Origin of the sequence: Salinisphaera sp. G21_0, assembly GCF_017744115.1 — a bacterium.
Classification (GTDB): domain Bacteria; phylum Pseudomonadota; class Gammaproteobacteria; order Pseudomonadales; family Endozoicomonadaceae; genus Endozoicomonas.
This window is the reverse complement of sequence record NZ_JAGHQW010000020.1, coordinates 38,850-52,013: the sequence shown is the minus strand read 5'-3', so window position 1 is coordinate 52,013 and position 13,164 is coordinate 38,850. Positions and strand designations below refer to the sequence as shown.

The 13,164-nt window shown below is 48.5% G+C and carries 11 protein-coding genes; 5 read left to right on the top strand and 6 right to left on the bottom strand.

The window, feature by feature from the left end; all coding sequences use genetic code 11:
• The first annotated feature begins 213 nt into the window (after positions 1–213).
• A complete protein-coding gene (locus J7439_RS11070; protein WP_209201875.1) occupies positions 214–1,281 on the top strand; it encodes a hypothetical protein in 1,068 nt (355 codons plus the stop codon).
• Between the two features lie 456 nt (positions 1,282–1,737).
• Here the strand turns inward: J7439_RS11070 and groL are convergent, their stop codons facing one another.
• Positions 1,738–3,381, bottom strand: a complete 1,644-nt coding sequence (groL, locus tag J7439_RS11065) for a chaperonin GroEL (RefSeq protein ID WP_209201874.1) — start codon at positions 3,379–3,381, stop codon at positions 1,738–1,740.
• 61 nt (positions 3,382–3,442) lie between these two features.
• Positions 3,443–3,736 carry a co-chaperone GroES gene (locus J7439_RS11060; RefSeq protein ID WP_101744992.1) on the bottom strand — a complete coding sequence of 98 codons (294 nt, stop codon included), beginning with the start codon at positions 3,734–3,736 and terminating at the stop codon, positions 3,443–3,445.
• 25 nt (positions 3,737–3,761) lie between these two features.
• Here J7439_RS11060 and J7439_RS11055 point away from each other — a divergent pair, with 25 nt between their 5' ends.
• Positions 3,762–3,905 carry a hypothetical protein gene (locus J7439_RS11055; RefSeq protein ID WP_209201873.1) on the top strand — a complete coding sequence of 48 codons (144 nt, stop codon included), beginning with the start codon at positions 3,762–3,764 and terminating at the stop codon, positions 3,903–3,905.
• A 169-nt stretch (positions 3,906–4,074) separates the two neighbouring features.
• Here the strand turns inward: J7439_RS11055 and J7439_RS11050 are convergent, their stop codons facing one another.
• Positions 4,075–4,572, bottom strand: coding sequence for an FxsA family protein (locus tag J7439_RS11050; protein ID WP_209201872.1), 498 nt, complete (start codon positions 4,570–4,572; stop codon positions 4,075–4,077).
• Between the two features lie 122 nt (positions 4,573–4,694).
• Here J7439_RS11050 and J7439_RS11045 point away from each other — a divergent pair, with 122 nt between their 5' ends.
• The 3 genes from J7439_RS11045 (at position 4,695) to rep (ending at position 8,233) form a co-directional block, all read left to right on the top strand.
• Positions 4,695–4,925, top strand: a complete 231-nt coding sequence (locus tag J7439_RS11045; RefSeq protein ID WP_209201871.1) for a hypothetical protein — start codon at positions 4,695–4,697, stop codon at positions 4,923–4,925.
• A gap of 394 nt (positions 4,926–5,319) precedes the next feature.
• Complete coding sequence (locus J7439_RS11040; RefSeq protein WP_209201870.1) at positions 5,320–6,081, top strand: SDR family oxidoreductase; 762 nt, start codon at positions 5,320–5,322, stop codon at positions 6,079–6,081.
• A gap of 139 nt (positions 6,082–6,220) precedes the next feature.
• Complete coding sequence (gene rep / locus J7439_RS11035; protein WP_209201869.1) at positions 6,221–8,233, top strand: DNA helicase Rep; 2,013 nt, start codon at positions 6,221–6,223, stop codon at positions 8,231–8,233.
• A 270-nt stretch (positions 8,234–8,503) separates the two neighbouring features.
• Here rep and J7439_RS11030 read toward each other — a convergent pair whose 3' ends face one another.
• The 3 genes from J7439_RS11030 to J7439_RS11020 form a co-directional block, all read right to left on the bottom strand.
• Complete coding sequence (locus tag J7439_RS11030; RefSeq protein ID WP_209201868.1) at positions 8,504–8,887, bottom strand: hypothetical protein; 384 nt, start codon at positions 8,885–8,887, stop codon at positions 8,504–8,506.
• Between the two features lie 540 nt (positions 8,888–9,427).
• Entirely contained in the window at positions 9,428–11,971 is a 2,544-nt protein-coding gene (locus J7439_RS11025) for a hypothetical protein (RefSeq protein WP_209201867.1), read from the bottom strand.
• 217 nt (positions 11,972–12,188) lie between these two features.
• Positions 12,189–13,112 (bottom strand): hypothetical protein, encoded by a 924-nt coding sequence (locus J7439_RS11020; RefSeq protein ID WP_209201866.1) that lies wholly within the window; start codon positions 13,110–13,112, stop codon positions 12,189–12,191.
• Positions 13,113–13,164: the final 52 nt, after the last annotated feature.

Below are 13,164 nucleotides of genomic sequence, written 5' to 3'. Positions count from 1 at the left end.
GCTGCCATCAATAACCTCACTTCCTGTTGCACGACCGTCATTGCCCTCCTCATCCATCAGGTGCTAGCTTGCGGAGTGTTTGACATCGCATTAGAAATAGCTTTAGCAAATTCTTATGCAAGGTTACAAATAAATATTGAATGGGTAATATCAAGGAGGAACTTTTACAAGAGGACGTGATCTTATGTTTTAGTTCGGTTATTCAATAATTCAATGCATAGCCTTATTACTTACTTTCAATTACCAGCAGATTCTGATCAATTTCTTTCTGTTCAGGATGTTACTATTTCTGAGTCTGGTGCATCAGGGCAGGCCTTCTCCCGTGCAGTTGAAGAAGCAGACTCTACTCTGTGCCCCATGTGTACTGGTGAGATGACTAAAAACCACCTTCAGCAGCTAACGCTGCCTTTTAATAATCCATTTAATGATTATCGTTTTAAAAAAAGATCAGTAGTCATCGTTTTCAGCAATACTATAAAAGATCAACCACTTCACTTAACAGTCAGAACAGAAGCACTGAATGATAAACCTGCTCCTAAATATATTCCTGATAATGAACGTTTTTCGATCCAGTCAATTTTAGGTCTAAGTCCATTAGCCCTGCAAAGCTCATCAGTTGTTGATAACAACCTTCATCCGACAGAAAAAATGTATAACCTGGAATCTGCCGATGCTTTTTTTGAGTCAGCAGCACCCGTTGCAATTATTAACCCTCAACCAGAAAGTGTACAGAATCAACAACCCAAATCCCCAGCAGAGATTGAGTGTGCAACGGAACACTCTTTTCATGCTAACGAATACCAAGCTCAGGCCTCTGCAGAGAGTGAAATGGATTCATCAGACAATTTAGCCGGGTCAAGTGGTAAGAAGTCTGACGAAAGTCACTCATTACCAATTGGACGTAAAAGTAATCGCTACAAGAATGATCCTGCTTACGCACAGAAGATAAGGGATCGCGAAAGGGAGCGCCAAAGAAAACTTCGCAATAACCCCGCTTTCCTAAAACGCGAAAGGGAGCGCCTAAGGGAGATTCGCAAAAACCCCACTTACGCAGAGCGCGAGAGGCAGCGCCAAAGAGAGCGCTACCAGAATGATCCCGATTTTGCAGAGCGCCAGAGGAAGTACCAGAAGGAGCGATATCATAATAATCCTGATTACGCAGCACGACAAAAGGAATACTGTAGGAAGCGCCGAAGGGAACAGCGCATGAAGCAAGCTATAATCGCGGAAGAGAAAACTATCCCGTCAGCAAATTTACCTGGAAACTCAGGTGAATTATAACTGACTACTAATTCAGTTTTTGAGGTGCCCGTTAGTAAAGTCGATGGTCGTAAAGTTTCCCATGATGTTCCCGAAGCAACCCAGCGAGTACAGACCTGAAACCTGGTGACGACTTTCTCATAAGTGAGAGGCCAGCATCCGGTCATGATTCAGACCGGATATCGGTTAAATTGACATGCTATTTTCTACTGGAAGTGGAACGACCAAACACTCGATAAGTGAGTGGTCGTTTGCGGTGTAACCCAGTCAGGCCAGGAGGCTGTCCCAGAATAGACTGACCTACTGCGTCGACAGCAAATTGGTCTAAAAATCCGCTTTTGTTCGGCAAATAGCCCCGCTATTCACCTCACAAAACCGAATTTATATCCTCAATTTTCTGTCGTCCTCGTTACGGGGTCGCCTAGACGGGCGCTATTCTCGGTCAGCCTCCTGGCTACCTGCACGACTATCGTCGCATTACATCATGCCGCCCATGCCACCCATACCGCCCATGCCACCCATATCAGGCATAGCTGGCGCGTCGTCCTGTGGCTCATCAGCAACCATGGCGGCAGTAGTGATCATCAGGCCTGCAACAGAAGCTGCTGCCTGCAGGGCAGAACGGGTAACCTTGGCTGGATCCAGGATACCCATTTCGATCATGTCGCCATATTCACCGGTAGCAGCGTTGTAACCGAAGTTACCAGAACCCGCCTTAACCTTGTCAACAACCACAGAAGCTTCGTCACCAGAGTTGGTAGCGATCTGACGGATCGGGCCTTCCAGGGCACGCAGGATCAGCTCAACACCGGCACGCTGCTCAGCGTTAACGGTTTCAACGTTGATGGCAGACAGGGCGCGAACCAGGGCTACACCACCACCAGCAACCACACCTTCTTCAACCGCAGCACGGGTAGCGTGCAGGGCATCTTCAACGCGGGCTTTCTTCTCTTTCATCTCAACTTCGGTAGCAGCGCCTACCTTAACAACAGCAACACCGCCAGCCAGCTTGGCTACGCGCTCCTGCAGCTTCTCTTTGTCGTAGTCAGAAGAAGAGTTTTCGATCTCGGCACGGATCTGCTCAACACGGGCAACGATGTCAGCCTGAACGCCAGCACCGTCAACGATGGTGGTGTCTTCTTTGGTAATCTGTACACGCTTGGCAGTACCCAGGTCATCCAGAGTTGCCGTTTCCAGAGACAGGCCTACCTCTTCAGAGATAACCGTAGCGCCAGTCAGGATAGCGATATCCTGCAGCATGGCCTTGCGACGGTCACCGAAGCCCGGTGCTTTGACAGCAGTGACTTTCACGATACCGCGCATGTTGTTCACCACCAGAGTCGCCAGGGCTTCGCCTTCAACGTCTTCAGCGATGATCATCAGTGGCTTGCCAGCTTTGGCAACGGATTCCAGAACCGGCAGCAGTTCGCGGATATTGGAGATTTTCTTGTCAACCAGCAGGATGAATGGGCTTTCCAGTTCAGCGGACATTCTTTCCTGGTTGTTGATGAAGTATGGAGACAGGTAGCCACGGTCGAACTGCATGCCTTCAACAACTTCCAGTTCGTTTTCCAGACCGCTGCCTTCTTCAACAGTGATAACGCCTTCTTTGCCAACTTTTTCCATGGCTTCAGCGATGATCTGGCCAACCAGTTCATCGGAGTTGGCAGAGATAGTACCAACCTGAGCGATGGATTTGCTGTCGGCACAAGGAGTAGACATAGCCTTCAGCTGCTCAACGACAGCAATTACCGCCTTGTCGATACCGCGCTTGAGATCCATTGGATTCATGCCGGCCGCAACGTACTTAAGACCTTCGTTCAGAATAGACTGGGCCAGAACGGTAGCCGTAGTCGTACCGTCACCGGCCTGATCGTTAGCCTGGGAAGCCACTTCCTTAACCAGCTGGGCACCCATGTTCTGGAACTTGTCTTTCAGTTCGATTTCCTTGGCAACAGACACACCATCTTTAGTGATGGTAGGCGCGCCAAAAGACTTCTCCAGCAGAACGTTACGGCCCTTGGGACCCAGAGTAGCTTTTACAGCGTCAGCCAGGATGTTGACGCCCTTGAGCATTTCTTTGCGAGCTTCGTCGCCAAATTTAACTTGTTTAGCTGCCATGGTTGGTGACCCTGTGCACTATTTTGTGAAATCGGAAAAATACCGTGTGATTGCCTGACAATCAGCCTTCCAGAACGGCGGAGATGTCACTTTCAGACAGAATGATCAGCTCTTCACCGTCAATCTTCACGGTGTTTGAGTCTGCATACTTGCCGAAGATAACCTTGTCACCAACGTTAACGCCAACAGGACGCTTTTCACCATTGTCCAGAAACACGCCATCGCCGACTGCAACCACAATGCCCTGGTTAGGCTTTTCAGCGGCAGAACCTGGCAGTACGATACCACCAGCAGAGGTAGTTTCTTCTTCGACACGACGAACGACCACGCGATCACGCAACGGACGGATTTTCATCGATTCTTTCTCCAACAGTTTGCTTATGCCGTGCAACCTTTTACAGGCTGCTCGCTATCAACGTAATGGCAGTAAAACGATGCACTATCGCTTCACTATGGCCCGGTTTACCCGAACCTCCCTGGTATGCACCCGGGATAAAGTTTACTTTGGCACAGGCCTTTACTAACAGCTCAAGGCCTTGCCGAAGTCTTATCAGGTGTTCCCCTTAGTATGGGTAGCTGGCGCAGTTTTCAAGAGGCAGATAGAAAAAAAACTGACTTTTCCACAAAACTGAGGCTCTAAACTCAAGAAACAGTGAAAAATTCGTTATATGCCCGGAAATCAAGGCTTATCAATTAATGGCGTTTTTGGCTTCTGGAACGGCCATCATCATTTTCCCGGGTATAGTCCCCATCAATGGTGTGGTTGAGGTGGGTTTGATCCTGACGCCATGATGGCTCACGACGATACTCAGCCTCATAAATATTGGTTTGCTGCACCTTGACCCCGTTCACTTTCAGCCAGCGGCGGATCAGCAGCTGACGAGCCGGTGGAATCAACAGGAATACCCCAAGAAAATCAGTGATAAAACCGGGAATCAACAGCAGCAGGCCACCCAGGGCAATAGCCAGGTTTTCCAGCATTTCCATAGCGGGCAGTTCGCCTGCCGCCATCTTCTGCCGGGCTCTTAATGTGGTTCTGAAGCCTTGGCGGCGAATCACTTCGATGCCAATAAATACCGACAGAATAACCAGGGCAACCGCATTCCAGGCTCCGATGATACTGCCCACTTTAATCAGCACCACCATTTCCAGAATGGGTAAAAGGATAAATAGCACAAAGAGGAAGCGCATAAGAGGCCCCGTTAATCATTGGAGCCTCCTATATAAAGGCAGTGTCGTTTTTTTTCAAGGGTTGTCAGGAAGCACTACCGGCTTCATTCCGGGCAAGACTGTTGAACTTTTGGTGCAACACGATGCATAATTCCCTTATTATTCAAGCCCCAAGCCCGGCAGCAGCGATTAATCCAGCAACAACCCATAACCCGCCAGAATCCACAGGACACTCATGCGGGTACCAGGTTTCCACTGCTGAAAAACTCAGGAAATTCGATGAGCGCATGCCTTTCAAAGTTCGGATTTTCAGTCGGGATTTGTATGATCGTGAACGAGAAGATGGAACTATCCTCGAAAGACGCATTGATTGAGATTTTCGGGGAAAACAATGCGCAACATTTGAGAGATCAACTGAACCGGATGCAGGCCAACAACCCAGGTACAACAACTGTCAGAGGCATTATGGCAGTTTGTTGAACAATCCCGCGATGCTTCTGATCCAGCCCCTGAGCTAAACCCGGACTTTGTTCCCAGTAAGGGATTTCCTGATCGCAGGTAGTAGGAAGGTTGTACTCGCATCTTAATGAAAAAACTTCTTGCCTTGGTACACCAGCTTCACCAACAAATCCGACCGACCAGTAAATCGGATTCTGTTCTGCCCGCTTCTCCAAAGAAAGAATTCTCTTATTATAAATTATTGTCTTTTATTCAGATTCGTTTCAGGATGATCAGTGTACCTTCTACCAATAAAGCATAAGAACAATTATGAACATCAAAAATAAAAATATCCTGATCACCGGTGCTGCCAGAGGACTTGGTCTGGCAATGGCCAACTGGTTTGCAGAACGTGGTGCCAATATGGGTCTTATGGACCTTGATACTCCCGAACTTTATCAGGCAACGGAACTCTGTCGTTCAAAAGGGGTTAACGCGATAGCACTGCCAGTCAATGTTGCTGAAGAAGCTCAGGTTGAAGCGGCTGTTCAGAAAGCCTATGCAGAACTCGGCCCATTGAATGGCCTGGTCAACAACGCCGGTATTCTCAGAGATGGCCTGCTGATCAAAGCCAAAGATGGCAAAGTGACCGACAAACTCTCCTTCGACAAATGGCAGTCCGTAATAAATGTTAACCTGACTGGGGTCTTCCTCTGCGGCCGTGAAGTGGCCGCCAGCATGATCGACAGTGGCTCAAAGGGCGTCATCGTCAATATTACCAGCATTGCCCGTGAAGGGAACTTTGGACAAAGCAACTACTCAGCGGCCAAAGCCGGTGTCTCAGCCATGACCGTGACCTGGTCCAAAGAGCTGGCCAAATACGGCATCCGTTGTGCAGCCGTCGCTCCGGGCGTTATTGAAACCGCAATGACCGGCGGCATGAAGCCAGAAGCCAAAGCCAGGTTAACTGCCGGCATTCCTGTTGGACGCATGGGTACCCCGGAAGAGATTGCCCGGACCGTTGGTTTTATTTTTGAAAATGATTATTACAATGGGCGGGTTTTAGAGCTGGATGGTGGGTTAAAACTCTGAAGATTCGGGGCAGTTTATGAAATATCCGGGTTAAGTAAATCCCTCTATGCATTGGCCTGAAGACCAGACATATCGTCCACTCCCCTAACCTTGTTATACTGAGACGCTTAACTTCCATGACTTGCCTGAAACAGAACGCGTGCAAAGACTCAATGATCGACAGGCTGAGGCCGTAAAATACATCGATACTCCCCTGCTGGTACTTGCCGGTGCCGGTAGTGGTAAAACCAGTGTTATTACCACCAAAATTGCCTACCTGATTCAACAGTGCGGCATCAGTGCCAAAAACATTGTGGCCGTTACCTTTACCAACAAAGCCGCCCGGGAAATGAAAGAGCGGGTTGGCAAGCTGGTGAAAGGCAAGGCCTCTTCCGGACTGACGGTTTCTACATTCCATAATCTCGGCCTGAATATTATCCGTCGTGAGTACCAGGTTCTGGGCTATAAACCAGGGTTTTCGATTTTTGATCAGCAGGATGCCCGATCATTGATTACCGACCTGATGCAGCGGGACGCCTCGGCAGATGATAATGGTGTGGATCAGATTCAACACTGTATCTCCAACTGGAAGAATGATCTGATCACCCCGGCCCAGGCATTACAGATCGCCAGACAGCCCTGGGAGCAGACGGCAGCGATTGTTTATGAGCACTATAACCGCATGCTGAAAGCCTATAACTCAGTGGACTTTGATGACCTGATTATGAAACCGGTGGAGTTATTCAGGCATTATCCGGAGGTTCTGCAACGCTGGCAGGATAAAGTTCACTATATGCTGGTGGATGAGTACCAGGACACCAATGGTGCCCAGTATGAGCTGGTCAGGCGACTGGTGGGCGACCGTCGTAAGTTGACCGTCGTGGGTGATGATGACCAGTCCATTTATGCCTGGCGCGGAGCCAAACCGGAAAATCTGGCGCAGCTGAAAGAAGACTACCCCAGCTTAAAGGTGATCAAGCTGGAGCAGAATTACCGTTCCACGAGCCGTATCCTGAAAGCAGCAAATACCCTGATTGCCAATAACCCACATGTGTTTGAAAAAACATTATGGAGTGAGATGGGGGTTGGGGATGAAATTCGCGTGATTAAATGCCGAAACGACGAAATGGAGTGTGAGCGGATTGCCACAGAGATCATCGCCCACAAACTTCGCCACGATAACAGCTATAAAGATTATGCCGTTCTCTATCGGGGAAATTTTCAGTCGCGGCTGCTGGAGCTGAAACTTCAGCACCATGGTATTCCTTACCACATTAATGGCGGCACCTCGTTCTTTGCCCGGGCAGAAGTGAAAGACATCATGGCCTACCTTCGCCTGCTGATTAATCAGGATGATGACAACGCCTTTCTGCGGGTGGTGAATACCCCTAAGCGGGAGATTGGGCCATCGACACTGGAGAAACTGGGCAACTACGCCAACAAACACCGCATCAGTATGTACAAAGCCTGTGAAGAAGCTGCCCTTGCAGAGGACCTGGCACCTCAGTATGTCGACAGGCTGCGACGCTTTACCGGGTGGATGGACGACGTTTCACGACGACTGCAAACCAGCGAAGACCCTATGCAGGTGGTTCGTGAAATGATTGCTGATAGCGATTATGAAAACTGGCTGATGCAGCACTCCTCAACGCCAGCACAGGCTGAAAAGCGCATGGCCAATGTCTGGTTTCTGGTGGATGCCCTGCAGCAAACCCTGGAACGGGGTGATGAAGACAGAACGGTTGCGGATGCCATTGCCCGGCTGATTCTGCGGGATATGCTGGAACGCAATGAGGAAGAGGAAGATGCCGACCGTGTTCAGCTACTGACCCTCCATGCCTCCAAAGGTCTTGAATACCCCCATGTCTTTATGATGGGGATGGAGGAAGAGCTGCTGCCTCACCGAACCAGTATTGAAGAAGATAATATTGAGGAAGAGCGTCGTCTTACTTATGTCGGCATTACCCGGGCCAGGAAATCACTGACCATGACACTGGCCGGGCAAAGAAAACAGTTTGGTGAGATCATTGATACGCTGCCCAGCCGCTTCCTGGATGAGTTGCCACAGGAAGACCTGGTATATACCGGCTTTGATGAATCGTCCCGCCAGGAAACCAAAAAAATGGCGGGTAAGATGGGACTGGATGCGCTTTACAAGTCTATCGGCGTATAAGTAGCTAACCATATGAAATCATATATTTCTGACTCCTGGTGCTGGCACTCTGCTTCGTTACAACTCCAGTCACATAGCTACGGCTATGCTCCCTCCGTTGTGCCTCGCATAGTACCAGCCCAAGTAGCCAGAAATATTCGATTCCATATGGCCAGCTACTTAGCCGCCATAAGCAGAAGTGAAGGGCCAGGTTCCCTGCTTCTGCTGCTTTATCGCTGTAAAAACGAATTAAGGCTTTTACTCTATGACTCTATCTTTCGACAAACCTGGCTACCAAAGGAAAAATGAGTCAGATTGAGGACAATTAATCCACTCAGGGACTGAATCGATCTCTGTTTTATCTCTTCTGACAATGCGAAAATCACTATATCTGCTGATACTTTCCTCCAGCTTATGAATCGCTATATTTCCCTGAGAACCAAATGCAGATATATACAACAAGTTCCCGAGATAAAATTGAGAGTGTTTTGGTTTAACAACGCCATCAACACAGGTTTCACAAAACTGGACAATATCGCCCTTTTGGAGGCTTGCCGGGTCGAAGGGGAGTATTTTTACCTCTGGCATAGACAAATACCAGTCCTCCCATTGTGCATATATGCAATCGATATCGTCGTAAAAATTTACCCCGAATGCCAAATAATTAGCTAGCATATGGCATTCTCCTTGATAAATGGATAATGGCAGGAGGCTAACGAATAATATGAAGCGGGTGAGTGTACCCTCTCTAGAGCATCTTCCCCTTTGCGGCTGTCTTCAGCCATCGTTTTTAATGGCTGTTCAACTTTATTTTCACAATTTACGCTAACAATTGTGCAAGACTTCAGAAAAGACAACTCTGCGTTTTGTTGCTTCTCTGGAATAGATATACCCTCGCCTGCATTTGAGCCCTTATCACTTTGGGGAGAGTTTACAGGTATATGATCGCCCAGTGACTTAGTATTCCAACCTGTCCGAAGATCCATGTTATCTCTCATAATCAGTTGCTAAGTAATCTTTCAAACAGGGGGCAGACTCCGCCTACTTGTCGAGATCGGCTTTTAATGGATTAGTGTCAATCGCTACCGTTGGGTCGTTCAGGTAAACCTGAAGCTCCTTTTCCCGGTTGTGGGCATTTCCGACTTTTTATCCTCAATTTTCTGCCATCCTCGCTACGGGGTCGCCTAGACGGGCGCTATTCTCAGTCTAATCCTCCTAGGCCCAAACATAACCCGGATCGATTCTTTTGTACCCATACCATGTCTGTGCCCTTTGCCGGTGTTGGTTAGCCTTGGATAAATCAGTCATAGCCCAGAGACTGAAAGTATGCCCCATGGAACTGAACAGGCAACGCAGTCTGAATCTGATTTCAGCATCGACCTTAGGGTCGTCGGCGATTTCCGGTTGTTTCAGCATTGCCTGCACAGCATTCCAGATGACTTCAGGGTTGATGTCCGGGTCAATCTGATCCAATTCAAGACAATGCATCAGTGACGGCAAAATAAATTTATTTCTGGCATCCAGCACCCATTGCCTGGCCTTCTGTCTCATCGGTGCATCGGGAATAATAGCCGAGCGGAAAAAATCATCAAACTGATGCAACTCCGTCCAGGCGCACTCCTCCCAGATTCGCTCAATGCCAATACAGGTTTTCAAAAGAGGCTGATTCAACAACTTCTGGTATATCTGCCGCTCGCCGTTTATATCCGAACGGGCCCTGGCCGCCCGGATACACCGGAGTGTTTGCAGAATAACCGGATTCCAGTGTCGGGAGAGCAGTTTTTCAAATGGCTTTATGGGCCCCCTGGCCGACTGTACCTGGAAACCCTGAGAATCAGCCGATGGATAGGCAGCATGATGTCTGCCGGATCGAACCACCCTGATCACTGGCGCAACCTCCCGGTGACCTGGCTTGTTCACCTCTGGCTCGCGCCCCTCAGCTCCACTCACCTTCGGGGATTCAATGACATCATGCTCTGACTTGTTAACAGACTCATTTCTTTGACCATTGCGCTTCCTGCCTTTATTGCGGGCAAGCCCCACCGGCAGGTTGTCAAACTTTGGTACATCTTCAGAAAACTGTCGTAGAACTGCGTCAAAATCGTAGTCTTTATCTGAAACCGCTGCCTGCCCTTTTGGTGATTCCGAAAAGGCAGACAACTCCATGATCCGCTCACTGGTATCCCTCCAATACTCAGCCAGCAGAGGGCTTTTCTTCAGATAATACCTGGCATATTCAGTTGCTGCATCGGCAGCCAACTCCCACTTACGGGCTTTAAGGAAAAAAATATAGGCACTTGACCAGTGATTAGGGGACATTTGTGCGGCTTTGCGATATAAGTTGGCTACTTTCCAGCTATACATTGGTGAAGCAGAATGTGCACGCTGATGGATGCTTGCCAGAAGACAGGTGACTAAAGCATGAATGTCGCCCTCCCCTTGAATGTAGTCTTTTCGGGCACGAGCGACGGCTGATTGAAACCTCCTGTCAACCTCCAATATTTTACGCCTGCATGGCTTATTTCTTCCGTTCATACCTCCGGTATACAACAGACATTCTGCAATCAAGTCCCTGACTATATGAAAGAGTTCAGAACTTAACTCTGAGTCAGAGAACCAGCGTGAGCGTTTATACCGCTTGTCTACCAGAAAGTGAGCGTTCACCTGCTGTAAATAAGACATCACCATTATCTGCATTGCAGCACCAAGCTTGGTTTGTGGTGGCACATTAGGCTGATCGACAAACAATGACGTGAAGCTCACCGGGGCAAAACGCACATAATCGTAGGGAGAGAAGCTGACCGGGGACAAATAAAAAAACATTTCCTTGATAATTGTCGGGCAGTAGGCGAGCAAGGTAATGCCCTTGTGGTAGTTAACGCCATCCTCAAAGAACGGCAACCCTCCCATAAAATAGAGCAGACTTAATGAATAAAAATCCATCATCATGCTGGCTTGACTGGTCAACTCAGCAAAATCATTCAACACACTTTGATTCAGGGCCTGTATCAGATGCTGACGGTCAGTTTCAGACACCGGCTTACCCCGAAGCATATCGCTGTAACACTTCAGCAGCACCCAGTTTCGGAAATAGGTGGTCATATCCTCATGCATCAGTTTTTGCAAGCCCAGCAGTTTTCCTGTTGTCTGGTTCCGATCTTGCTTCTTCTCCAGCCAGGCAGCCACATGTCTGTTCAGCACCCGCTTCAAACCTGCAGACCGCAATTCCTCAGCGGTCAACTTGCTACCATCTACTTGCAGGTTAATGTTGGCAAACATGTCCAAAACGTCGTCACCGGGTACCGCAAACCGATCCAGGGGAATATCCAGAAAGCGGTCAAGCCAGTATTCAAGCCCGGCATTGCCATCACTACCCTGATTTGTTGCCGCCTGCACGACATCGGCCTGTGGTTCTTGTGGCATGGCTGTTGCAGTAGCTGCATTTTCAGTACCGGGTGGCTCAGAATAATTCACCACTCTTGCAACAACGCTAATACCACGCCTGCGAATCTGATCAGCAGCAGCCCCCTCCAGGCAAATTGACGTCGAGACAACCTCACGACGGGTGTTGGTGACTCTGTCGACCAGCCACACATTTAAACGACAACGGTTTTCAACACGCTCCTGTGGCTGGGTGCCGCGCTCACCAGAATCAGGATCGGTGCGGTTACGCTGACCATCACTGCCACGGTCAACTGCCGGAGTATTGGTAGTTGGACTAATGTCGCTGCCTATGCCATGACTGAAACCGCTTTGCATCGGATTGCTTTCTGCATGCTGCATGAAATCTTTTTTATTCCTATGACACTCATTCCTCAAAAAGGTTCAAATGTATAACTGATAACTTAACCCGGAACAAATTGATCTGATTGGATAACCCGGCAGGCAATGAACTTATAATCTCAGCCTGTTGCTGCAAAACCCGCATAAACTGTCTGCAATGATGTTATGCTTTGAACAAGTGGTATCGAAACAGCTACTCTGTCGCTTCAACCCATATTTTATAAACCTCTGCTTCGACCAGGCGCTCACTGGAATCCCAAAAATCCGAATAGAGAATATTCACTTTCTGATTCGCAGCAGCAGCATCTTCTGCATAGCGGCAAAGGCTTTCCTGATAAGTGGTAAACTGTCCAACATCAGGGACAAACGGATGATCGTTACCTGCCCCACGTTTTTTAACGGGCAAACTTACAGTTTTCTCACCCGATTCGTTGAGGAAACTCTGTTCGGGTATCCATTCATCCCGATAACTGACAACACGTCGGTTGCCGCCTAAATGAACATCAATAATACAAAGATCACTGAACAAACGTCTGTTTATCCGCTGAACTCTGGTGACCAGCCCACTGTCGACTTTCTCACGATAAAACCAGTTGCTGTGATAATCCCAATCAACTTCAGCCCCTTCCGGAAATGCTTTAAAAGAATGAGAAACGGAAAAATCCTCTGCCAAAGAGGAAATATCCGTAAGAATGAAGTCACTTTCGGAACTGAAAGGACTGCTCCAGAAAGCTTTACTTCTAAAGAAAAAAATGAGCGCATCTGAATCTGGTGTAGCAACCAGATCCTTCCAAAGCTCCCGGCCCGATGCTTCGACAGACAGTAAATATTGAAATGAAGGGTACTGAGAAAGCTGCGACGCTTTACTTGCATGCACCGCCAACTCCCCGGAACTCCACAAAACCCCATTAACCCACTCTCTGGAGCCAGGGATTCCAACCAATATACCGGTTAGCCAGCTATTTTGACTATCGACGATAACCGCATCGTTTGCTGTACCACTCAAGGCCTCTCGCGGTGAAACCTGGGCAAACTTGCCCGGGGAATTCGCTTCTGACCTACCTGTGGGAACAAGAAACAACACCATAAAAACAATGATGGTCATCCATTTCATCATTAGCTTCCCTGTATGAGTTTTAACATCCACTGTCGCACGCGTCGACCGGCCA